The organism is Exiguobacterium flavidum (assembly GCF_003344535.1).
Lineage (GTDB): Bacteria > Bacillota > Bacilli > Exiguobacteriales > Exiguobacteriaceae > Exiguobacterium_A > Exiguobacterium_A flavidum.
This window is the reverse complement of sequence record NZ_QPKS01000003.1, coordinates 75,320-97,675: the sequence shown is the minus strand read 5'-3', so window position 1 is coordinate 97,675 and position 22,356 is coordinate 75,320. Positions and strand designations below refer to the sequence as shown.

General features: G+C 54.0%; 22 protein-coding genes. 21 read left to right on the top strand and 1 reads right to left on the bottom strand.

The features are described from left to right. The first annotated feature begins 154 nt into the window (after nt 1-154). The 19 genes from DFG60_RS03800 (at nt 155) to DFG60_RS03710 (ending at nt 18,487) form a co-directional block, all read left to right on the top strand. Nucleotides 155-664: an NfeD family protein gene (locus DFG60_RS03800; RefSeq protein WP_114570415.1), complete on the top strand. Its 510-nt coding sequence runs from the start codon at nt 155-157 to the stop codon at nt 662-664. Further along, nucleotides 661-1,644: a flotillin-like protein FloA gene (gene floA / locus DFG60_RS03795; protein WP_114570414.1), complete on the top strand. Its 984-nt coding sequence runs from the start codon at nt 661-663 to the stop codon at nt 1,642-1,644. Before DFG60_RS03800 ends, floA begins: the two co-directional genes overlap by 4 nt. Before the next feature lie 17 nt (nt 1,645-1,661). Then, nucleotides 1,662-2,105 carry a hypothetical protein gene (locus tag DFG60_RS03790; protein ID WP_114570413.1) on the top strand — a complete coding sequence of 148 codons (444 nt, stop codon included), beginning with the start codon at nt 1,662-1,664 and terminating at the stop codon, nt 2,103-2,105. 264 nt (nt 2,106-2,369) lie between these two features. Beyond that, complete coding sequence (locus tag DFG60_RS03785) at nt 2,370-3,332, top strand: PhoH family protein (RefSeq protein WP_114570412.1); 963 nt, start codon at nt 2,370-2,372, stop codon at nt 3,330-3,332. Nucleotides 3,333-3,359: 27 nt separating this feature from the next. Beyond that, nucleotides 3,360-5,417: an HD family phosphohydrolase gene (locus DFG60_RS03780; RefSeq protein ID WP_114570411.1), complete on the top strand. Its 2,058-nt coding sequence runs from the start codon at nt 3,360-3,362 to the stop codon at nt 5,415-5,417. Then, nucleotides 5,414-5,890, top strand: coding sequence for an rRNA maturation RNase YbeY (gene ybeY / locus DFG60_RS03775; RefSeq protein WP_114570410.1), 477 nt, complete (start codon nt 5,414-5,416; stop codon nt 5,888-5,890). Before DFG60_RS03780 ends, ybeY begins: the two co-directional genes overlap by 4 nt. Further along, nucleotides 5,887-6,237: a diacylglycerol kinase family protein gene (locus DFG60_RS03770; RefSeq protein WP_114570409.1), complete on the top strand. Its 351-nt coding sequence runs from the start codon at nt 5,887-5,889 to the stop codon at nt 6,235-6,237. The genes ybeY and DFG60_RS03770 overlap by 4 nt, the downstream gene beginning before the upstream one ends. 45 nt (nt 6,238-6,282) lie before the next feature. Continuing rightward, nucleotides 6,283-6,681 (top strand): cytidine deaminase, encoded by a 399-nt coding sequence (locus tag DFG60_RS03765; protein WP_114570408.1) that lies wholly within the window; start codon nt 6,283-6,285, stop codon nt 6,679-6,681. Beyond that, nucleotides 6,674-7,582 (top strand): GTPase Era, encoded by a 909-nt coding sequence (gene era, locus DFG60_RS03760; RefSeq protein WP_114570407.1) that lies wholly within the window; start codon nt 6,674-6,676, stop codon nt 7,580-7,582. Before DFG60_RS03765 ends, era begins: the two co-directional genes overlap by 8 nt. 3 nt (nt 7,583-7,585) lie before the next feature. Further along, complete coding sequence (recO, locus tag DFG60_RS03755; RefSeq protein ID WP_114570406.1) at nt 7,586-8,335, top strand: DNA repair protein RecO; 750 nt, start codon at nt 7,586-7,588, stop codon at nt 8,333-8,335. Nucleotides 8,336-8,624: 289 nt separating this feature from the next. Continuing rightward, complete coding sequence (gene glyQ / locus DFG60_RS03750; RefSeq protein WP_198661544.1) at nt 8,625-9,515, top strand: glycine--tRNA ligase subunit alpha; 891 nt, start codon at nt 8,625-8,627, stop codon at nt 9,513-9,515. Continuing rightward, nucleotides 9,508-11,568, top strand: coding sequence for a glycine--tRNA ligase subunit beta (glyS, locus tag DFG60_RS03745; RefSeq protein ID WP_114570404.1), 2,061 nt, complete (start codon nt 9,508-9,510; stop codon nt 11,566-11,568). The genes glyQ and glyS overlap by 8 nt, the downstream gene beginning before the upstream one ends. A gap of 19 nt (nt 11,569-11,587) precedes the next feature. Further along, nucleotides 11,588-12,217: a helix-turn-helix transcriptional regulator gene (locus tag DFG60_RS03740; protein ID WP_114570403.1), complete on the top strand. Its 630-nt coding sequence runs from the start codon at nt 11,588-11,590 to the stop codon at nt 12,215-12,217. Nucleotides 12,218-12,230: 13 nt separating this feature from the next. Next, the gene (locus tag DFG60_RS03735) at nt 12,231-13,040 is read left to right on the top strand and encodes a pyruvate, water dikinase regulatory protein (RefSeq protein ID WP_114570402.1); all 810 of its coding nucleotides are present in this window, start codon (nt 12,231-12,233) and stop codon (nt 13,038-13,040) included. A gap of 134 nt (nt 13,041-13,174) precedes the next feature. Then, complete coding sequence (dnaG, locus tag DFG60_RS03730) at nt 13,175-14,950, top strand: DNA primase (RefSeq protein ID WP_114570401.1); 1,776 nt, start codon at nt 13,175-13,177, stop codon at nt 14,948-14,950. A 34-nt stretch (nt 14,951-14,984) separates the two neighbouring features. Continuing rightward, a complete protein-coding gene (gene rpoD, locus DFG60_RS03725; RefSeq protein WP_114570400.1) occupies nt 14,985-16,058 on the top strand; it encodes an RNA polymerase sigma factor RpoD in 1,074 nt (357 codons plus the stop codon). A gap of 155 nt (nt 16,059-16,213) precedes the next feature. Continuing rightward, a complete protein-coding gene (cccA, locus tag DFG60_RS03720) occupies nt 16,214-16,555 on the top strand; it encodes a cytochrome c550 (protein WP_114570399.1) in 342 nt (113 codons plus the stop codon). Between the two features lie 100 nt (nt 16,556-16,655). Next, nucleotides 16,656-17,372, top strand: coding sequence for a tRNA (adenine(22)-N(1))-methyltransferase (locus tag DFG60_RS03715; protein ID WP_114570560.1), 717 nt, complete (start codon nt 16,656-16,658; stop codon nt 17,370-17,372). Continuing rightward, on the top strand, nt 17,372-18,487 hold the full coding sequence (locus DFG60_RS03710; RefSeq protein WP_114570398.1) for a Nif3-like dinuclear metal center hexameric protein: 1,116 nt from the start codon (nt 17,372-17,374) through the stop codon (nt 18,485-18,487). Before DFG60_RS03715 ends, DFG60_RS03710 begins: the two co-directional genes overlap by 1 nt. A 48-nt stretch (nt 18,488-18,535) precedes the next feature. Here the strand turns inward: DFG60_RS03710 and DFG60_RS03705 are convergent, their stop codons facing one another. After that, the gene (locus DFG60_RS03705; RefSeq protein WP_114570397.1) at nt 18,536-19,483 is read right to left on the bottom strand and encodes a 4-hydroxy-3-methylbut-2-enyl diphosphate reductase; all 948 of its coding nucleotides are present in this window, start codon (nt 19,481-19,483) and stop codon (nt 18,536-18,538) included. Nucleotides 19,484-19,634: 151 nt separating this feature from the next. On the opposite strand from DFG60_RS03705, the gene DFG60_RS03700 reads away from it, so the two are divergent. Both DFG60_RS03700 and DFG60_RS03695 read left to right on the top strand, forming a co-directional pair. After that, nucleotides 19,635-21,401, top strand: coding sequence for a sensor histidine kinase (locus DFG60_RS03700; RefSeq protein WP_114570396.1), 1,767 nt, complete (start codon nt 19,635-19,637; stop codon nt 21,399-21,401). Next, nucleotides 21,398-22,354, top strand: a complete 957-nt coding sequence (locus DFG60_RS03695) for a sugar ABC transporter substrate-binding protein (protein ID WP_232818609.1) — start codon at nt 21,398-21,400, stop codon at nt 22,352-22,354. Before DFG60_RS03700 ends, DFG60_RS03695 begins: the two co-directional genes overlap by 4 nt. Nucleotides 22,355-22,356 lie beyond the last annotated feature (2 nt).

Below are 22,356 nucleotides of genomic sequence, written 5' to 3'. Positions count from 1 at the left end.
TGCCAATCCGGCACCTGTTTTTTTGTGTGTGAAATTATCTGAAAATTAACGCATCGTGAAACCTTTTCCCGTCGCTTTGCGTATATAATGGATGTAACAGTCGAACCATAATGATTCGTGCGTCTACTTTCTGGAAAAAGGGGTGAATGAGCTGATGTCATTCGGCTTAGGAACGATCCTTGCTGTATTTTTAATCGGGATCATCATGCTGCTCATCGAGATATTCGTGACAGGTTTCGGATTGTTCGGTGTCATTGGAATCGGTGCTGTCATCGCGAGCCTCGTCATGGCAGGGGCGACAGTCGGACAGCTTGGACTTGCGATCGGACTCGCCGTCTTCTTGACGCTTGCGATCGGGTACTGGGCATATCGAAGACTCCAATCGAATCAGTCACTGTTGTGGAAGGGATTGATTTTGACGGATTCCACTTCTAGAGAGAAAGGTTATTCTTCGCACCAGCCGCGCGAATTGCTTACGAACCAGACAGGCGTGGCGCTGACTCCTCTCCGGCCTGCCGGAATCATCGAGATCAACGGGGAACGGGTCGATGCGGTGACTGAAGGAAGCTTCATCGGTGCGGGTGAAGAGGTCGTCGTCAAGGAAGTGACGCACGGCCGAGTCATCGTAAGGATCGCAAAAACGAAGGAGGAATCACTCACATGACAACTGAATTGCTGACAGTATTGCTCGTCGCGGGCGGAATCTTGATTTTCCTGACTCTGTTCTTCACGCTCGTCCCGATCCCGCTTTGGATCAGTTCCCTTGCGGCCGGTGTGCGCGTGTCGATCTTCACGCTCGTCGGGATGCGTCTTCGCCGGGTCACACCGTCGAAAATCGTCAATCCATTGATCAAAGCCGTCAAAGCGGGGATCAACCTCAACACGAACCAGCTCGAAAGCCACTATCTTGCTGGTGGTAACGTCGACCGCGTCGTCAATGCATTGATCGCAGCACACCGTGCCGACATCGACCTCAGTTTCGAGCGTGCGGCTGCAATCGACCTTGCCGGACGGAATGTCCTCGAGGCCGTTCAAATGTCTGTTAACCCGAAAGTAATCGAGACGCCGTTCATCGCAGGTGTCGCCATGAACGGGATCGAAGTGAAGGCGAAAGCGCGAATCACGGTCCGTGCGAACATCGAACGTCTCGTCGGCGGTGCCGGCGAAGAGACGGTCATCGCCCGGGTAGGTGAAGGTGTCGTCTCGACGATCGGTTCGTGTCAGGATCAGAAACAAGTCCTCGAGAACCCGGACATGATCTCCCGGACCGTCCTTGCGAAGGGACTCGACTCCGGTACGGCTTTTGAGATTTTGTCGATCGACATCGCCGATATCGATGTCGGAAAGAACATCGGGGCGGTCTTGCAGGCTGACCAGGCGGAAGCGGATAAGAAAATCGCACAGGCGAAGGCGGAAGAACGCCGTGCGATGGCGATCGCGAGCGAACAGGAAATGAAGTCACGCGTAGAAGAGATGCGCGCGAAGGTCGTTGCGGCGGAAGCGGAAGTGCCGCTTGCGATCGCAGAAGCGCTTCGTGACGGGAATTTCGGTGTCATGGACTATGCGAACTATCTGAACGTCACGGCAGACACGAAAATGCGTCAGTCGATCGGTGGTCAAGCTTCTCCGAACGACACGCAGTGAGAGAGTGGTGAGCGTCGATGGGTGAATTTCTATGGGTCGGTCTCTTGATCGTCTTCGGGATCATCTCTGCCGTCTCGAAACTCGCGGACAAGAAGGGTTCGGAAGAAAAAAGAACCCCTTCGAAGGAGTTCGGTGAGTATGTGAAGCGTATGGTGAACGAGGCTGAGGAGAAAATCGAGCAGCAAGCGTCACCACCACCTGTCCGGAGGAGAAGCGAACGGAAGGTGGAACAGGTCGAGAATCGTATGCCTGAACGGATGCCGGAGCGCGTCCGCGTCCGCTCCGTACCGGATCCCAAGACGGACATCGGCAGCATACCGGATGTCTTTTCGGACGAAGCAGCAGAGATGCGGGCAAATGAAAGACGTCCGGTCAAAATGTCGAAGGAACAAATCCGTCAAGCGATCATCTGGAACGAGATACTCGAAGGGCCCGTGTCGAGGCGCAAAGGAAGAAAGTAGATCGGCTCCTGCCCGGTCCAAGGGGCTGCTCCGAAGCGATTGACAGGGAAGTGAGACAGTGGAAAAGGTGATGCCGAGTGAATTCGGCATCACCTTTTCCTGTTCAGTGACATATATACTGGGAACGGCTGAGAGTCCTCCTCCGTTGAAGGAACGTGTGTTCATAATCCTTCAAGTCTCGGGTCTGAAATGGTAAAGTGAAGAAGACAAATATACGAGTTGATTCTAAACGACGACTACTCTTATTAGGGGGCACACTTTAAAGTGACATTTAATGAACGAATTCCATTTCTTTTCTCGAACGCGGATCAAATCCAAGCGTTCGTTGGTCCGAATGATGCCGTATTGAAGACGATCGAGGCGGAACTTGATGTCCTGCTGACGCACCGTGGGGACGAGTTGATCGTTCAAGCGCCGGTTGAAGAAGCTGTCGTCCTCGCGCGTGACGTCATTCGTGTGCTGAAGCAACTGGTCGGCCGGGGGGCCGTCCTCAGTGAAAGAGACGCAACGAGTGCGATTCAGCTCGCGCGACAGGACCGTGTCGATGAATTGCTTGAACTGTACGAGACGGTCGTCCATACGAACCACAAAGGGAAGCCGCTCCGCCCGAAGACGCTCGGTCAGGCACGTTATGTTCGGGGGATCGAACGATGCGACCTGTCGTTTGGGATTGGTCCAGCCGGTACAGGGAAGACATATCTCGCGGTCGTGATGGCTGCGAAAGCGCTCAAGGAAGGCACCGTCAAACGTCTTGTCCTGACGCGTCCCGCTGTCGAGGCGGGAGAGAGTCTAGGTTTCTTGCCAGGTGATTTGAAGGAAAAGGTCGATCCGTACTTGCGACCTCTTTACGACGCATTGCATGACATTCTCGGTGTGGAACATACGAACCGCCTGATCGAAAGAGGCGTCATTGAGATCGCGCCGCTTGCTTACATGCGTGGACGGACGCTTGAACATGCTTTCGTCATCCTGGATGAAGCGCAGAATACGACACGCGAACAAATGAAGATGTTTCTGACGCGTCTTGGTTTTCATTCGAAGATGATCGTCACGGGTGACTTGACCCAAGTCGACCTGCCGAAAGGAAAGGCTTCCGGCTTGCAAGAGGCGCTCCATCTTTTGTCCGGAGTTCGCGGAATTCATTTCGAACACTTCACTTCAGGCGACGTCGTACGGCATCCGCTCGTGCGAAAGATCATCGACGCCTACAGTCAAGAAATCAAATAAGTGCACGAAAATCAGGGAGGGCGAAAGATGCGTAAGCTGAATGTCCGAGTCACGCTCTTGACGCTCGGTCTTTATCTAATAGTGACAAGCTTGATGTACGTCAGCGTGCGTCCGGCAACGATCCAATCAGAAATGTTCTCGATTGCGAACGAGGACATCCGTTCCCCGCTGACCGTCGAGGACAAGGCGGCGACCTCGGAACTGCGGGACGAGATGGTCTCATCCGTAGTCGGCCAGTATACAGTGAAGAAGGAGTTCGCTTCGCAGCAGATCGCGAAGGCGGAACAGTTATTCGCAGCGTTCGATGGGGTCGAGAAGGGGAGCGACTTCGCGAAAGTGAAGCAACGACTACGTGGCACGGAAGCCGAAAGCCTGCTGAAGGACGAGGAACTTCGTCTGCTCGCAAGGTCCGCCAAGGGCTCGAGGGATGCAGTCAAGGATGTGACGGTCACAGCGATCGAGGAGACGATGAAAGAGCGGATCGCTTCAGGCGGCGGTGAAGTCGCGAAAGCGCGTGAAGACGCGAGAGCTGTCGTCGACCGTTCCCTGCTGTCGTTCTCGTTTGAAGCGATCGCGAAGTCATTGACGGATCAACTGATCGTGACGAACTATGTCTACGACTCCGAGAGAACGGAACTGTTGAAAAGGCAGGCGAGCGACCAGGTCGAGCCGATCATCATCTCTGAAGGCGAAGTTCTCGTCAAACGTGGCGAGGTGATCAGTCAGGATGCTTACCGGCAACTCGAACTGACGGGCCTCGTCAGTGAGCAGCAAAAGATCAAGCCGCTGATTGGCACGCTCCTGTTCAGCGCCATGATGACGTTGCTCCTCGTCCTGTTCATAAATCGTTCAGAACCTCGTTATTCGAAGATGGGGCAAGTGAAGATATTCAGTCTCGTATATATCGTCATCACGGCTCAGCTGCTGATCACTTACGCGATCGCTTATTTGACGGATGACGTGTCGACCTATCTGTTCCTTGCGACACCGACCGCATTCTCTGCTCTCGTACTGCGTAACTTGATGAATGAGCGGGTGGCACTCGCGAGCGTATTCTTCACTGCGCTTGCCGGCACGTTCTTCTTCAGCACGAATCAGAATTTCAGTTTCATCGTCTCGCTGTATCTCGTCGTCGGCGGGCTGGTCGCGACATTCTTCCTGCGATCGAGCTTGTCACGGCGACGTGTGTTCATAAGCAGTCTCTACATCGGACTGACGAATTTCCTCTTGTATGGAGCGTTTCAATTGATCCGGAACTGGCAGGCGGATTGGCGTGAATTCCTATTCGTCTTCGCCCTTGCCGCCGCTAGTGGTGTCTTCAGCGCGATCCTCGCGATCGGCATCTTGCCGTTCCTTGAGATGACATTCGGGATTCTCGCACCGACCCGGTTGCTTGAGCTGTTGAATCCGACGCATCCGCTCCTGAAGAAGCTGCTCGTCGAAGCGCCCGGTACGTACCATCACAGCATGATGGTCGCGAACCTGGCTGAGACGGCTTGTGAAACGATCGGTGCGGACGGACTGCTGGCACGGGTCGGAGCCTACTACCATGACCTCGGAAAGACGAGACGGCCGCTTTACTTCATCGAGAACCAGCATGGCATCAACCCGCATGACAGGCTAGAGCCGATCGAATCGGCGCGTGTCATCCTGGCGCATACGACCGATGGTGCTGATCTTCTGACCCAGTACAAGCTTCCGCGAGCGATCATCGATATTTGCCGGGAACATCACGGGACTTCCCTTCTCCGCTATTTCTATGTCAAAGCGGAGGAAAAGGGAGAAGTGGCAGAAGGCGATTTCCGTTATCCGGGACCCAAGCCGCGGACACGCGAGGCCGCCGTCATCATGATCGTCGATTCGATCGAGGCCGCGGTCCGCTCGATGAAGGCGCCTACAGAAGAGGGCATCCGGAAGCTCGTCGCCCATATCATCCGTGAGAAGGTCATGGATGGACAGTTCGACGAGTGTCCGATCACGACGCAGGACATCAACCGGGTCGGTGAAAGTGCATGCACGACGTTATCCGGCCTGTTCCATCAACGCATCGAATATCCTGAACTCAAGAAAGAGGCTACTTTATGAATATCTACATGACAGACGAACAAACTTTGCTGACATCTGACCAAATCGAACTCGTCGAGGCGATTCTCGGTTATGCGGCTGATCAGGAGGGAATCGACAAGAACAGCGAAGTGTCCGTGACTTTCGTGACGAACGAGGAAATCCGTGAAATCAACCGCGACTGGCGTGGGAAGGATCAGGCAACCGACGTCATCTCGTTCGCCATGGAGGAGCTCGGCGAAGATGAGATCGACTTCGAACTGGGGGAGGATGAACCGATCCTGCTCGGGGACTTGATCATTTCCGTCGAACGATGCAAGGAGCAGGCGGCTGACTACGGTCATCGCTTCGAACGGGAACTCGGGTTCCTGGCCGTCCACGGATTCATGCACCTGCTCGGATACGACCACATCGAACCGGCGGATGAAGCAGTCATGACGAAGCGGCAAGAGGAAATCCTTCGTCACTTCGAGCTCCGGCGTGGTGAGCTGTGAGAAAGTGGTTCTTGCCATTTCGGCACGCCTGGTCAGGAATCAGGCAGGCGGTCAAGGAAGAGCGACATATGAAAGTCCATTTCGCGATCGCACTCCTCGTCACCTTAGCGACCTTCGTCTTTCCGCTGACCGGCGCTGAGCGGGCTATCATCCTCCTGATGAATGGACTTGTCATCACGGCTGAGTTGTTCAATACGGCGTTCGAGCGGACGGTCGATCTCGTCACGGAGGAATGGCATCCGCTCGCGAAGGCGGCAAAGGATATCGCAAGCGGAGCTGTGCTCGTGATGGCGTTTACATCTGTGCTGATTGCTATATGCATATTCGTTCCGCATTTGGTACAATAGGAATCCGGCCTTTTTAGCCGACCACAAGTAAAAGGGGAAATTAAAATGAATCGTGAACAATTGATCGAACAAGCGAAGGTCGCTCGTCAAAAAGCATACGTCCCATATTCGAAATTCCAAGTCGGAGCAGCACTTCTTACAAAAGAAGGTGAAGTCTTCCAAGGATGTAACATCGAGAACGCTGCATACGGACTTTGCAACTGTGCCGAGCGCACGGCGATGTTCTCAGCATGGGCGCAAGACGCGCGCGAATACGTGGCGATGGCGGTCGTCGCCGATACGGAAGGCCCGGTCGCACCTTGCGGCATGTGCCGTCAGGTGATGGTCGAGCTCTGCCCGCCTGAAATGCCAGTATATCTTGCGAACTTGACGGGTGACGTCCTTGAGACGACTGTCGGAGAACTTCTTCCTGGAGCATTCTCGAAAGGGGATCTACATGTTTAAGGATGGATTCAAATCCGGTTTCGTCTCGATCATCGGACGACCGAATGTCGGGAAGTCGACGTTCCTCAACCATGTGATCGGGCAGAAGATCGCTATCATGTCCGATAAGCCCCAGACGACGCGCAATAAGGTTCAAGGCGTCTACACGACGGAGGACACGCAAGTGGTCTTCATCGATACGCCGGGCATCCACAAGCCGAAGCACAAGCTCGGCGACTTCATGATGAAGGTGGCGACGAACGCTCTCCGCGAGGTGGATGCGATCCTCTTCATGGTCAATGCGACGGAGCCGAAAGGGAAGGGCGACGAGTTCATCATCGAGAAGCTGCAAGGTCTCGAGACGCCGGTCATCCTCGTCATCAACAAGATCGACAAGATTCACCCGAACGACCTCCCGCCGATCATCGAGTCGTATATGAATGAACTCGAGTTCGCTGCCGTCGTTCCGATTTCCGCTCTGCAAGGAAACAACGTCGAGCCGCTGCTCGGTGAGATCAAGAAGGTGTTGCCGGAAGGTCCGATGTACTATCCGGCGGATCAGGTGACCGATCATCCGGAACGTTTCATCATCTCGGAGATGATCCGGGAGAAGGTGCTCCAAAAGACCCGGGATGAAGTCCCGCACTCGATCGCGGTCGCGATCGATCAGATCAAACAGCGGGAAGAGGGGGACATGGTCGATATTCATGCTACGATTCTCGTCGAACGCGATTCCCAAAAAGGGATCATCATCGGGAAGCGCGGATCGCTGCTCAAGGAAATCGGATCAGAGGCGCGGACGGACATCGAGATGCTGCTCGGTTCGAAAGTGTACTTGAACCTGTGGGTGAAGGTGCAAAAGGACTGGCGCAACAAATCGACACAGCTTCGCGACCTCGGATTCCGTGACGACGAGTACTAAGCGATGATCGATAAAGCGGAAGGACTCGTCTTGCGAACGGTCGCTTACGGCGAATCGAATAAAATCGTCACGGTGTTCACGCGGGACTTCGGGAAGGTCGGCCTGATGGCCCGCGGTGCGAAAAAGCCCGGAAGTCGATTCAATGCGGCGAGCCAGCCGTTCGTCCAAGGCGTCTTCGTCTACCCGCGCGCACGTGGGCTCGGGCAGTTGAAATCAGCGGACATCATCACGGGATTCTCACATATACGCCGAGATGTCCTTCTGATGTCATACGCGATGTACCTCCTTGAGCTGGCAGACCGTGCGCTCGACGAACGCGTGCCTCACCCTGCGCTGTACGACCTTTTCATCGAGGGGCTGAATGCGATGGACGAAGGACTTGACCCGGACGTCGTCGCATTGATCATCGAGCTTCGCCTGCTCAGGCATCTCGGCATCGCTCCTCATTTGAACGGTTGTACGATTTGCGGCGGTACGGAACCTCCTTTCGCTTTTTCGCTCGCCCACGGCGGCCTGCTTTGCCGAAGACATCGGCACGAGGACGATCAGTCGGTCTTCTTGAGCGAATCAGTCGCGAAGATGCTTTACGTATTTTCGGTCTACGATTTCTCCCGACTCGGAACGGTGACGATCAAACCGGAAACGAAGCGTCTGCTTCGCCAGCTGATGGATGCCTATATGGAACGATACAGCGGTCTTCGTCTTCGTTCAAAACGTGTGCTCGACCAGATGCGCGATCTCGGGACGGATTGACAATCCATTCCGACGTTCGGTAGAATTGTAGACGATAGTATAAATGTATAGTGAACGCGTTGAGAAAAAGGAGTACCATCTGAAGTTTCTTCAAGCGATCCCGGGACAGTGTGAGCCGGGAAGGGACAGGATGGGAAAGGCATTTTTGAGCGTTCCGCAAAGAAAGAGTGGCATGCGTTGCATGCAAGTAGGGTGGAACCGCGGGCTAGTCTCGTCCCTATGTACAACGGAGTTGTGCATAGGGGCGTTTTTGCGTTCCGCGAAAAAAATGGAGGTGGACCCTTTGAAGATGACTGTCCAAGAGATGATCTTGACACTGCAAAAATTTTGGGCCGAACAAGGCTGTTTGACGATGCAAGCGTATGACGTAGAGAAGGGCGCCGGGACGATGAATCCGATGACATTCCTTCGAAGCCTTGGACCGGAGCCATGGAACGTCTGCTACACGGAGCCGTCGCGCCGTCCGGCCGATGGTCGATACGGAGAAAACCCGAACCGTCTTTATCAACACCACCAATTCCAGGTGATCATGAAGCCGTCACCTGACAACATCCAGGAACTCTACCTGAAAAGTCTTGAGCTGCTCGGCATCAATCCGCTTGAGCACGACATCCGCTTCGTCGAGGACAACTGGGAGAATCCGACGTTCGGGGCAGCCGGCCTCGGATGGGAAGTCTGGTTGAACGGGATGGAAATCACGCAATTCACATACTTCCAGCAAGTCGGAGGAATCGAGTGCAGCCCGATCGCCGTCGAGATCACATACGGCATCGAGCGCCTCGCCTCGTACATCCAGGACGTCGAGAGCGTCTTCGACCTCGTCTGGACGGACGGATTCAAATACGGTGATATCTTCTATCAGCCGGAGTATGAACATTCGAAGTATACGTTCGAGACATCTGACGTCGATTTGCTGTTTACGCTGTTCGATCAGTACGAGAAGGAAGCGAACCGTGCGCTCGAAGAGAATCTCGTCTTCCCGGCTTACGACTATATCCTCAAATGCTCGCATACATTCAACCTCCTCGATGCGAAGGGGGCGATCTCGGTGACGGAACGGACAGGATTCATTCATCGTGTCCGCAACATGTCGCGCCGCTGTGCGCAAGCCTTCATCGAAGAACGGGAACGCCTCGGCTTCCCACTCATCAAATCGGAAGCAGGTGAATCACATGCATGAATTGCTACTTGAAATCGGTTTGGAGGAAATGCCTGCCCGGTTCGTCCTCCAGTCAGAAGCACAATTGAAGGACCGTGTCGAGAACTACCTGAACGATGCACGTATCACGTTCGAAAACGTTGAGACGTTCTCGACGCCTCGCCGCCTTGCGGTTCTCGTCAACGGAATGTCGGAGCGGCAGTCGGACCTCGAGGAGACACTCAAAGGACCGGCTAAGAAAATCGCTGTCGACGCGGAAGGCAACTGGACGAAGGCGGCAGAAGGCTTTGCGCGCGGCAAGGGTCTTACGGCCGATGACCTCTTCTTCGCTGAAGAGAAAGGTGTCGAATACGTCTACGCGACACGCAAGGAAGAAGGGAAAGAGACGGCGTCGCTGCTCGGCGGACTCAAGCAGGTCGTCGAAGGGATGACATTCCCGAAAAACATGCGCTGGAGCACAGGAGCGCTTCGTTACATGCGTCCGATCCGCTGGTTGATCGCCTTGCTTGATGATCAGGTCATCCCGTTTTCTGTCGCCGGCGTCGAGACGGGCCGGACGACGCGCGGACACCGCTTCCTCGGTCAGGAAATCACGATTCTTCGCCCGAACGCATACGCTGAAGCACTCGCGGGCGAGCACGTCATCGCGAGCTACAGCGAGCGCCGCGAGTTGATCGAGCGCCAAATCGGTGAGCTTGCTGAAAAAGAAGGATTCACGGTCCCGATCGACGCTGAGTTGCTCGAAGAAGTCACGAATCTCGTCGAATATCCGACAGCCCTGTTCGGCGGATTCGATCCTGCATATCTTGAGTTGCCGGAAGAAGTCCTCATCACGACGATGAAGGAACACCAGCGTTACTTCCCTGTCAAAAAGGATGGAAAGCTGCTCCAGTACTTCGTCACGGTCCGGAACGGGAATGCTGACCATCTCGACAACGTAGCGCGTGGTAACGAGAAGGTGATTCGCGCACGCCTCGCTGACGCCCAGTTCTTCTATGAAGAAGACAAGAAGGCGGACATCGATGCGCAGGCGAAGCGCCTCGATAAAATCGTCTTCCATGAAAAGCTCGGGACGACAGGGGAGAAAGTACGACGCGTCCGTAAGATGGCGCTCTCGCTCTCGGACCGATTCGGCGCAGATCAGTCGAAGGTCGACCGGGCAGGCGCGATCTATAAGTTCGACCTCGTCAGTCAGATGGTGTACGAGTTCACGGAACTGCAAGGTTTGATGGGGGAACGTTACGCGATGATGAAACAGGAGGATCCGGAAGTCGCTGCTGCGATCCGTGAGCACTACATGCCGCGCTTCGCCGGCGACGAAAGTCCAAGAACGGCGACAGGGACACTCCTGGCCGTCCTCGACAAACTGGATTCTGTGGCTGGGTTCTTCGGCGTCGGAATGGTGCCGAGCGGATCGGCGGATCCATACGCCCTTCGTCGCCAGGCGCAAGGAATCGTACAGATCCTGTCGGAACGGAATGTTGCGATGACGCTCGACGAGTTGATTCGTTTCGTCGTTGAGACACAGCTTGAAGAAGGGCTTTACAGCGCGGATGCTGAAACGCTGATCGACTCGCTCCGTGAATTCTTCGGGACGCGTCTGAAGTTCCGTCTTTCTGAAGCTGGACACCGACATGACATCGTCGAGGCAGCACTCTCGACGAACCTGCCAGTCGGAGCGGTCGAGGACCGGGCTTCGATGCTCGAGGAGTCGGCTAAGGAGTCTACTTTCAAAACCACGGTCGAACAGCTAAGCCGTGTTCTGAATATCTCGAAGAAGGCGGACAAGGTCGAGGCGATCGATGCCAGCCTGTTCGAGAACGAGGCGGAGCGTTCGCTCCACTCGGAAATCGAACGTGCCATCCCGCTGGTCGAGGCTGCGATCGAGAAGGCGGATTATCGTGCTGCGATGGCAGCGCTCGAAGCGACAGTCCCGCATATCACTGCTTACTTCGACGGGACGATGGTCATGGCTGAGGACGAGGAAATTCGTTCGAACCGCTTGAGCGAAATGAAACGATTCGCGGACGCTATCCAGCAAGTCGCTCGATTCAATGCACTGACCCTAGTGTGAAAAAAGGACTGATGAGCCGATGAAGTTAAATGAACGGCAAAAAAAGATACTTCAGATCGTCAAGGAAAATGGACCGATCACGGGTGAGCAGATAGCTCACCTGCTGTCCTTGACGCGTGCTACGCTCCGCCCGGATTTGTCGATTTTGACGATGACCGGAATGCTCGAAGCACGACCGCGCGTCGGATATATGTATGTCGGCAAGAAAAATGCATCCATGCTGCATGAAAAACTGGATTCGCTTACCGTCGGGGAGTTCATGTCCTCGGCGAAGGTGATCCATGAAGGCATGACAGTCTATGACGCCATCGTCCATCTTTTTTTGGAGGATGTCGGCTCACTGTTCGTAGTCGGAGACAATCAGGAACTGGTCGGTGTGTTGTCACGCAAAGATTTTCTTCGTGCCGCAATCGGCAACCAGGAACTCGATACGCTTCCGGTGAATATCATCATGACACGGATGCCGAACCTCACGGTATGTGAGAAATCGGAGACTTTGATTGGTGCCGGGATGAAGCTGATCGAGAAACAAATCGATTCGATGCCCGTCGTCGAACGAGTCGACGGCGTATTGAAGGTAGTCGGCCGGATGACGAAGACGAACATGACGAAAGTCCTTGTCGCCTTGGCGCGAGACGAAGAGATCTAAGGGGGATTTGTCGATGAAACAACGAATATACGTGGTCAGTGATTCAGTCGGAGAAACGTGCGAACTCGTCGTCCGTGCAGCGGCCATCCAGTTTCCTGAACAGGCGTTCGAGACCGTCCGGATCCCGTTCGTCGATGATGAACAGGTCATCTTCGATCTCGTCCTCCATGCGAAGGAGGAGCGTGCGACGATCGTCTATACGATCGTTCACGCCGTCCATCGCAAAGTACTCGAGGAGACGGCACGGGCACACCATGTCGAGGCGATCGATGTCCTCGGTCCGTTGCTCGATTCGATGGAGACACGTCTTGGACTCCAGCCGAAAGAGGAACCGGGTCTCATCTACCGGCTTGACGAAGAGTACTTCCGCAAAATCGAGGCTGTCGAGTTCGCTGTCAAGTACGATGACGGTCGGGACCCGCGCGGCATAAAACGTGCAGACATCGTCCTGATCGGCGTGTCGCGGACGTCTAAGACCCCTCTTTCGCAGTACCTTGCGTTGAAGCGGTACAAGGTGGCGAACGTTCCGCTCGTGCCGGAATCGATTCCACCTCAGGAGCTGTTCGAGATTCCGCCGGAGAAATGCTTCGGTCTCCTTATTTCCCCGGAAAAATTGATCGATATCCGAATGGAACGTTTGCGTTCGCTCGGACTGAAGCCGGAAGCGGCTTATGCTCAGATGGACAGGATCAATCGCGAACTGGAATATGCGAGAAATCTGTATGAACGCATCGGATGCCAGGTCATCGACGTCACGAATAAGGCGGTCGAAGAGACGGCCAACTTGATTTTGACAGGAATCTCAGGCAGAACACATGAGTAGTCAGTGATTGTGTAGTATACTATTGTAGCGAAAGAATGCCATCAGATGTTTTTCTTCGAAACGGAACGAGTATTCGTTCCGTTTCGTTGCGGGTATAAAGATAAGAAAGTGATGATAACGAGGGGGTGAAATGGATGAAGCGATTGCCGGACGAACTCGTCGATCAGGTCAGGACGTCGACTGATATCGTCGAATTGATATCGGAACGAGTAGAACTGAAGAAACAGGGGAATCGGTATTCAGGGCTTTGTCCGTTCCACTCCGAAAAATCTCCTTCCTTCTCCGTCTCGCCGGATAAGGGGATGTATTACTGTTTCGGTTGTGGGGCAGGTGGAAACGCGATCACCTTCGTCATGGAGACGGAGGGCATGAGCTTTCCAGAAGCCGTCTCGAAACTTGCCGACCGTTCAGGCGTCACGCTGCCTGAGCTCGAACAGTCTGATCAGACGGAATCGACGCCGGAACAGGAGAAGAAACGCCGCATGCGGGAGGCGCACCGGATCGTCTCGGACCTCTATCATGAAGTGCTGATTCAAACGGCTGCCGGCGAGGCCGGACGCCTCTATCTCGAGGGACGGGGCATCGAGGAGGCTTCGATGAAGGCATTCAAACTCGGCTATGCACCGGATCTTGAGCGATTCACTGTCGACTCCCTCGAGAGGAGGGGGTTCGACCTCGAAGAGATGGTCGAAGGCGGCCTGATCACGAAGGGCAGGGAAGGAGATTACCGCGACCGCTTCCACGGGCGCGTCGTCTTCCCGATTGCCGATCGTGACGGGACGGTCGTCGGTTTCTCCGGCCGTTCGATCGATGGCCGTGATCCAAAATACGTCAACACATCCGAAAGTCCGCTCTTCAACAAAAGTGACCTGCTATTTGGATTCTCACAAGCGCGCGGCGCGATGAGAAAGGCGAAGCAGGTCGTGCTCGTCGAAGGGAACTTAGACGTTGTTCGCGTCGCACAAGCGGGTATACCCTATACGGTAGCTTCCCTCGGTACGGCATTGACGGCCCGGCACGCGGACAATCTGGCCCGCATCGTCGATGAAGTCATCATCTGCTATGACGGAGACAAGGCTGGGCAGGCCGCAACCGTCAAGGCGCTTCGGCTCCTTGAGGAAGCGGCCGTGGATTGTTCGGTCGTCCGGCTAGGTGAGGGGGATGATCCTGATTCCCTGATTGGACGAGAAGGCGCTGAAGTCTTTCTTCGGATGCTCGAAGAAGAGCGTATTTCAGGTCTCGAATTTAAATCTTTCTATTTTCGTCAAGGAAAAAATTTGCGAATAGAAGGAGAACGGCTCCGATATATTGAAACTATGCTTGAGGAAGTCGGGCGTACGGCGAATCCATTGCTCCAAGAGATGTATCTTGGCAAACTTGCGGAAGAATTCCGTTTATCAAAGGACGCCCTGACGGCACAAGTCAAGACCGTTCGAAAGCCGGTGAAGGAGAGACCTTCCTTCACACCCGCTGTTGAACCGGAGACACGTTCCTTCCCGAACTGGAAGAGGGCGGAACGCTTCTTGCTCGCTTATATGATTCGATCAGAAGAAGTAGGGCTTGAGGTCCGGGATGCACTCGGTGTGGCATTCAACGATCCGGCGCATCAGATGATCGCCGCAAAATTATATGAATATTACGGCAGTGGGGCTGAGGCAGATCCAGACCGGTTTCTGACTGTCCTTCATGATCCTGGATTACAACGAATCGTTGCTGATCTCGAGTTCATGCTGATGCCTGAGTACGATCCTGAGCTGCTTGATCATTACATTCAAGCGATTCTAAACGAAGAACGAAGAAAGCAGCTCGACGAGGAAAAAGTCCAGCTGCGTCAGCAAACAGATATCCGCGCACAGGCGGAATTGATGCAGGCGATCATCGAGCGGAAACGGCGCTTGAAGGGTCGATGACCTGCGGCACGATGTGGAAGGAGTGTATGGTTCGATGGCAGAAAAAGCAAATCAAGAAGAAGCATTACGGCAAGCGCTGGACGAACTTCTCGCGTTAGGGAAGAAAAATGATGGGGAAATCACGGAAAGTGCCTTCAATGATAAACTGCACATGTTCGAGATAGAACCGGATGCAATCGAAGACTACCAGGACTGGCTCAAGGAGAATGGCGTCGAGATCGTCAAAGAAATCTCCAAGGACGAAATCGATATCAATGATCTATCGGTCCCCCCTGGCGTCAAGATCAACGACCCGGTACGGATGTACCTGAAGGAAATCGGACGCGTCGATCTTTTGAGTGCGGAAGACGAAGTCGAGCTCGCGAAACGGATCGAACAAAACGATGAAGAGGCCAAAAAGCGGCTTGCGGAAGCAAACTTGCGTCTCGTTGTTTCGATCGCGAAACGTTACGTCGGACGCGGCATGCTGTTCCTTGATTTGATTCAAGAAGGAAACATGGGGCTCATCAAGGCAGTTGAGAAGTTTGACTATACGAAGGGCTACAAGTTCTCGACATATGCGACGTGGTGGATTCGTCAAGCGATCACGCGTGCGATCGCTGACCAGGCTCGTACGATCCGTATCCCGGTCCACATGGTCGAGACGATCAACAAGCTGATTCGTGTCCAGCGTCAACTCCTGCAAGACCTCGGACGTGAACCTACTCCTGAAGAAATCTCGAAGGAGATGGAACTCACGCCTGAAAAGGTCCGTGAAATTCTGAAGATCGCACAAGAGCCGGTGTCGCTCGAGACGCCGATCGGGGAAGAAGACGATTCGCACCTCGGTGATTTCATCGAGGACCAGGATGCTACGGCACCGCAAGACGCCGCTGCTTACGAGCTTTTGAAGGAACAACTCGAAGATGTGCTCGATACGCTAACGGATCGCGAAGAGAACGTGCTTCGTCTCCGCTTCGGTCTTGATGACGGACGGACGCGCACACTTGAAGAAGTCGGTAAGGTGTTTGGCGTGACGCGCGAGCGGATTCGCCAGATCGAGGCGAAGGCGCTGCGTAAACTCCGTCATCCAAGCCGTTCGAAACGCCTGAAGGATTTCCTCGACTAAGATAAAAGTGTGAAGAAAATATGAAAAGTGAGGGAGAAGGAAGAAAAAATTCGATGTTTTTTCTTCCTTCTCTGTTTTTTTTACAGTAGAATAGTAACGGGGAATACCATTCAGTAACCTAATGATTGGGTAAAGAATATGGGGGGAAACCAAAAATGCGCAATCCACTAGTACCGTTCGCGACGATTGCAATCATCGCGATCATCGCGATGGTCTCATTGTCTTACTTTGGGGTCAATCAAGTCGAACAAGCGAAAAACAAACCGGCTACAGAGCAGTTGAATCCCGAGGAATTGCTTGCAGCAAAAGGCTGCACAGGCTGCCACGGTGGTAAACTCGAAGGCGGAGCTGGCCCGAACTTGACAAAAGTCGGCGCTAAGCTGAAAGAAGAAGACATCAAAAACATCATCGTCAACGGTAAAGGCGCGATGCCAGCAGGTCTCGCGAACGAAGATGAAGCAGGCGTTCTCGCGAAATGGCTCGCTGAAAAGAAATGATCTAACTCGACACTCGTCCTGAGACTTGGACGGGTGTTTCTTTTTTTCTGATTTTCCGCTATTTTTAGTAAGTAGAGCTATTATGAAAGGTTGGATGGAAATGCAATTACACGTCACGTTAGACACACGGCTGGAGAAGGTCGTCTCCTATATTCCGCAAGGGGCGGTCCTGGCCGATATCGGTTCCGACCACGCGTTCGTCCCGTGCTATTGCATACAACAGGGCTTGATCAAGCGGGCGATCGCAGGAGAGGTCAATCAAGGTCCGAAGGAGGCGGCGGATGGACAAGTCCGGCTCGTCGGCCTCGAAGAAGAAATCGACGTCCGGCTTGGAAGCGGACTTTCCGTCCTCGAACGCGGAGAGGCTGACGCGATCACGATCGCAGGGATGGGCGGGACGTTGATCGCCACGATCCTCGAAGAAGGGAAGGAAAAGCTCGACGGACATGAACGGCTGATCCTTCAGCCGAACGTCGATGCCGTCGATGTCCGGGTATGGCTGCTTTCGAACGGCTATCAGTTACTGTCAGAGGCGATCGTCGAAGAAAATGCGAAAATCTATGAGGTGCTCGTTGCGGAAAAGGGCGAGGAAATCCTGTACTCGGAAGAAGAGCGTGTGCGCCAAAAGGAGCTCCGCTACGGTCCGCAGCTGATGCGGGAGAAATCACCGACATTCATCAAGAAATGGACGGAGGAGCTGCACAAGCGTGAGTACATCCTTGCCCAGATGCGTGCGGGTACTGACAGCGAGGAACTGAAGCGGAAGATACAGGCGATGCAGGCTGTGATCGACGAGATGATGGAGGTGATTTCCTGATGGCGAACGGGCAACGGGTCATCGAACTGTTCGAATCATTCGCGCCTAAGCGGCTTGCACTCGAGGGAGATCCGGTCGGGCTGCAAATCGGGTCGCTGAACAAGGAAGTAAAGCGCATCATGATCACATTGGATGTTCTTGAGACGGTCGTAGATGAGGCGATCGAGAAAGAAATCGACTTGATCATCGCCCATCATCCGCCGATATTCAGCAGGCTCGGGCATGTCACGGATACGACGGCATCGGGCAGGATCGTCATGAAATGCATCAAACACGACATCGCAGTCTACGCCGCCCACACGAATCTTGACGTATGTGAAGGCGGAGTGAATGACTTGATGGCGGAAGCGCTTGGTCTTCACGAGGTGAAGGTGCTGACGCCGACATTCAAGAATACACTGTACAAACTCATCGTATTCGTTCCGGCCACACATGCAGAACAAGTAGCGGAAGCGCTTGGACGTGCAGGAGCCGGCTCGATCGGTGACTACAGTGAATGCCAGTTCCACACGAGCGGAATCGGTCAGTTCAGACCGGGAACGGGAACATCCCCTGCAATCGGGACGATCGGCGAGCTCGAGCGGGTCGATGAGGTCCGGATCGAGACGATCGTGACGGAGCTTGAGAAGGCATCCGTCATCCGTGCGATGAAAAAGGCCCATCCTTACGAGGAGGTCGCTTATGATCTGTTCGAGGAGAAGCTTCAAGCACCGGCACTCGGTCTCGGGCGCGTCGGAAAGTTGCGGGAGCCGATGCAGATGCGGGCCTTTGCTGACTATGTGAAGACTACTTTCGGCGTCGAAGGGGTACGTTTCGTCGGGAACCCGGACGAACTCGTTGAAAAGGTCGCGGTGCTTGGCGGTGATGGCAACAAGTACATCAATGCAGCCAAGTTCGCCGGAGCCGACGTTCTCGTAACGGGAGACCTCTATTTCCATGTCGCCCACGATGCGATGGCACTTGCTTTGAACGTCGTCGACCCTGGACATCATGTTGAATCCATCATGAAGGACGGAGTCAAGCGGGAGATGGAAAGACGCCTATCGGAAGCGAGAATCAAGGATGTAGAGCTGCTGACCTCCTCGGCGAACACGAATCCTTTCCGCTTCGCATGAAAAAAACGACCCGAAACCTTACAGGCCGGGTCGTTTCGTTCTGTCTGTTCATAACACTTTCACTTTAGGGAGGATGCGGCGCAGCTCGAGGAACGGCGTCTTATCATGTGTGCTGATGTCTGCCGGATCATACTGCTGCAGGAAGTCGATGACTTTCTTCGTGATTGGTGTAGGGGTCGATGCGCCGGAAGTGACGCCGACGTGCCCGACGCCTTCGAGCCAAGACATTTCGAGTTCGGTCAGGTCACCGATCCGGTAAGCTGGCGTTCCGGCGATGTCGAACGAGACTTGAGCAAGACGGTTCGAGTTGTTCGAACGCGGGTCGCCGACGACGATGACGAGGTCGCACTCGCCAGCCTGTTCGGCGACAGCTTCTTGTCGTACTTGGGTCGCATTGCAGATCTCGTTATGGACCTCTACGTGAGGGAAACGCAGACGGACGTGTTCCATCAAAGCCTGGACGTCCCACTGGCTCATCGTCGTCTGGTTCGTGACGATGATTTTCTTATCGTTCAATCGATCTGGAAGTTTCGGGACATCGTCTACGTTCTCGATCAAATGGACATGCTCCGGCGCGACGCCGACGGCACCCTCAGGTTCCGGATGACCATGTTTCCCGACGTAGATGACTTCGTAATCCTTCGCGACGACTTCACGGATCAAGTCGTGTGTGCGCGTGACATCCGGGCAAGTCGCGTCGACTACCGTCAGTCCCTTTTCTTCGGCGCGTCGGTAGACGGCAGGAGAGATGCCGTGCGCTGTGAAGATGACCGTTCCGCCTTCGATGCGTTCGAGCGCTTCGAGGCGATCGGGACCGTCGACCGTGATGACCCCTAGATTTTCGAACTCACGTGTGACGTGAGCGTTATGGACGATCATACCAAGTATATGGATCGGGCGCGGAAGTTCCGGATTAAGGGCCGCTTGCTGAGCGAGCTTCATCGCATCGACGACGCCGTAACAGTAGCCGCGTGGGCTGATTTTTTTGACTAACATGATATCGCTTCTCCTTCTTGAAAAGAGTGAATTATTTTTAGTGTACCATTGATCTTCGAGGAATGAAAACATGCCGGGCGCAACTGGAGCCGTGGTATACTAGAAAGGTTGCCAAAATCGGGATGGAATATCGGGAAAAGGAGGTGGGTGGATGGAAACGAAAAAAGTGATGAGGTCGTACTTCTTCCAAATTACGGGGGTGCTGTTCATTCTGATCTGTTTGGTCATTTCGGCCCTCGCCTTCACAGCAGACCGGGTGACCATCTCACGGGTCGAAAGTCAGACAGAACGCCAAAGTGCGAAAAGCGTCGAGGTGTCAAGCAACGCCTTGCGAAAAAATGTAGGGAAGCTCCATGAGAACCTGATGAATCTTCAACTCTACGTGAACAATCCGGCAGAGCTGCAACGGCGCGTCGATCAGTTCGGCTACTTGAATGATGTGGACGGGTTCAAGAGTCTGTTCTATTATGACCTCGATAAGAACACGTTCACCTGGTTGACAGGAGAGGACCGCCAAGTCAGCGAGAAGGCGATCCGCCAGGACGATGCATTCGCTCGGGCGTTCGGCGGCGGTGAGTTCTATATGAGTCCGCGCTACCGGATCGATGCGGACTATGTGACATATATGTATGTCGCGGTCCAGGAAGGAAAGGACCAGGTCGGCATATTCGGCGGAGGTATCAGCTTGATGAACTCTTCCCTGTTCCGCAACTCCCTCGAATCGTTCGACGATGAAACGATCGCCTATCTGTTCAACAGCCAAGGGGAGCCGCTCGCCACTTCGCGGAACCTCGTCACGGACAGCGAACGTGTCCTCTCAAGAAGCATCGTCGAGCGCGCGTTCAAGACATCGGAGTCCTTCGATATATTCAGCTCGAACAAGGACATGTATTACTTCGCGAATGATTTGAAGGTGACGGATTGGAAGATCCTCGTCCGCACACCGAGAAGCAATTTTTACGAACCGGTCTACACGACACGTCAACAGTATCTGATCATCGCGACGTTGACGCTCGTTCTCAGCCTGATCGTCGGATACCTGATGTCGCGTCAATTGACGGCACCGCTCCTTGAACTCGTCCAAAAAATCGAGACGAACACGACCCCGCAGCCGATTGAACTCGAACGTTCCGGTTCGAACGAGGTGAAGACGCTCGTCTCGGCATATAACGATTACGCCAGACGGATGGAGAGCTCGCGTCTCGAGCAGCTCAGCCAGCAACAGCTGATTCTCCAGCAAGAGAAGCTGGCATCACTCGGGCAACTCGCCGCAGGAATTGCGCACGAAATCCGTAATCCGCTTACGCCTGTGCAAATCACGCTCCAGATGATAGCTGAACGAAGCGAGGAAGACGCGGAAATGACGAAGGTCGCCCTGTCAGAGCTCAGAAGGGCAAATGACCTGATCCAGACGATGCTTGATTTATCGAAGGGCGATCAGCGCAGATATGAGAAGAAGTGGATCGACATGAAGCAGTTCATGAACCAATTCCGCTTCATCGTCGAAGCGGAGGCTTACAATCAGCCCGTCGTATGCAAAATCTATACACCGAGCGCAATCCCGTCACTCTATGCGGCAGAGGACGCATTGCTGCAGATACTCTCGAATTGTGTCAGAAATGCAATCGATGCCGTCGAAGGGAAAGGTTCTGACGGGGTTTGCCATATTCATCTCCAAGTCTACCCGGAGGAATTCCTCTTCACTGTCCAGGACAACGGCGTTGGGATGACGAAGGAACAACTTGAATCACTCGGGCATAAATTCGCGACGACGAAGGCTGACGGGAACGGCTTCGGTATCTATATGTCGAAGGAAATCATCAAACAACAAGGCGGAAGAATCGAGTTTGAAAGTGAAGTCGGTGTCGGGACGAAGGTGCTGATCCACTTCCCTCGCGCAGAGGAGGACGAAGCGTGACGGTAAAACGGATATTGATCATCCTCCTGATGGCCTGGGTGGCGGGAGTGCTGTTGATTTCGAACGCGTTCGTCGGGCAGGAGGAAACGGGAGAGAAGAAGGTCATCGCCTTTTCGATGGTCAGCGCGAAGCACGAGTTCGCCCAGAAAATCCTCGAAGCCTTCCGGAGCGAAGCGGAGAGGAACGGATATGAGACGATCGTCGTCACTACACAGGACTCGAGGATCAATGAGAAGGAACAGATATTGGAGTTCGTCGAAGCCGGTGTGGATGCGATTTTCGTGACCACGCTTGACGAATCATATATAGAAAGTTCGGTGATGAAGGCGAAGCAGGCGGGGATTCCTGTGTTCGCGATCGACCGGGAAATTCAGATGGATGGTGTGGTCAGTTCGGTCACCTCCAATAATCGTTTGATTGGCCGGCAGCTTGCGAATTACATCAAATCTGAACTGACGAAGCGGACCGGTCAGCCGAAAGGCCGCATCATCGAGCTGAGTGGAACGCCGAACGTCTACACGACGATCGAGCGCCACAACGGGTTCAAAAGTGCCATCAGCTCATCCCCGGCGCTTGAAGTCGTGATGACGGCGAATGGGAACTATGATTCCTTCACGTCGGAAAGGGTTCTGAGCGAGATCATCGCGTCAGGTGTCGAGTTCGATGCAATCTACTGTCACAATGACGATATTGCGCGCGGTGCACTCGACGCCTTGAGAAAAGCCGGCCTGTCCGGAAAAATAGTTGTCGGCATCGACGGGAATCGTGCTATATTAAAAGCTGTTGACATGAACGAGATGGATGCGACAGTCGTCCAGTCGGCTGAGGAAATGATCGAAGTCGCCTTCAGCGCGCTGCGGCTGCACTTGCAAAATAAAAAGATTCCAGAGCATTTCTATACGTATTCCTATCTATACGATGGAAGCCGACCGATACCCATGTTGAACCGTTGATA

Coding starts and splice junctions, on each gene's coding strand:
- DFG60_RS03800 (WP_114570415.1), top strand. CDS start 155: ATGTCATTCGGCTTAGGAACGATCCTTGCTGTATTTTTAATCGGGATC.
- floA (WP_114570414.1), top strand. CDS start 661: ATGACAACTGAATTGCTGACAGTATTGCTCGTCGCGGGCGGAATCTTG.
- DFG60_RS03790 (WP_114570413.1), top strand. CDS start 1,662: ATGGGTGAATTTCTATGGGTCGGTCTCTTGATCGTCTTCGGGATCATC.
- DFG60_RS03780 (WP_114570411.1), top strand. CDS start 3,360: ATGCGTAAGCTGAATGTCCGAGTCACGCTCTTGACGCTCGGTCTTTAT.
- ybeY (WP_114570410.1), top strand. CDS start 5,414: ATGAATATCTACATGACAGACGAACAAACTTTGCTGACATCTGACCAA.
- DFG60_RS03765 (WP_114570408.1), top strand. CDS start 6,283: ATGAATCGTGAACAATTGATCGAACAAGCGAAGGTCGCTCGTCAAAAA.
- era (WP_114570407.1), top strand. CDS start 6,674: ATGTTTAAGGATGGATTCAAATCCGGTTTCGTCTCGATCATCGGACGA.
- recO (WP_114570406.1), top strand. CDS start 7,586: ATGATCGATAAAGCGGAAGGACTCGTCTTGCGAACGGTCGCTTACGGC.
- glyQ (WP_198661544.1), top strand. CDS start 8,625: ATGACTGTCCAAGAGATGATCTTGACACTGCAAAAATTTTGGGCCGAA.
- glyS (WP_114570404.1), top strand. CDS start 9,508: ATGCATGAATTGCTACTTGAAATCGGTTTGGAGGAAATGCCTGCCCGG.
- DFG60_RS03740 (WP_114570403.1), top strand. CDS start 11,588: ATGAAGTTAAATGAACGGCAAAAAAAGATACTTCAGATCGTCAAGGAA.
- DFG60_RS03735 (WP_114570402.1), top strand. CDS start 12,231: ATGAAACAACGAATATACGTGGTCAGTGATTCAGTCGGAGAAACGTGC.
- dnaG (WP_114570401.1), top strand. CDS start 13,175: ATGAAGCGATTGCCGGACGAACTCGTCGATCAGGTCAGGACGTCGACT.
- rpoD (WP_114570400.1), top strand. CDS start 14,985: ATGGCAGAAAAAGCAAATCAAGAAGAAGCATTACGGCAAGCGCTGGAC.
- cccA (WP_114570399.1), top strand. CDS start 16,214: ATGCGCAATCCACTAGTACCGTTCGCGACGATTGCAATCATCGCGATC.
- DFG60_RS03715 (WP_114570560.1), top strand. CDS start 16,656: ATGCAATTACACGTCACGTTAGACACACGGCTGGAGAAGGTCGTCTCC.
- DFG60_RS03710 (WP_114570398.1), top strand. CDS start 17,372: ATGGCGAACGGGCAACGGGTCATCGAACTGTTCGAATCATTCGCGCCT.
- DFG60_RS03705 (WP_114570397.1), bottom strand. CDS start 19,483: ATGTTAGTCAAAAAAATCAGCCCACGCGGCTACTGTTACGGCGTCGTC.
- DFG60_RS03700 (WP_114570396.1), top strand. CDS start 19,635: ATGGAAACGAAAAAAGTGATGAGGTCGTACTTCTTCCAAATTACGGGG.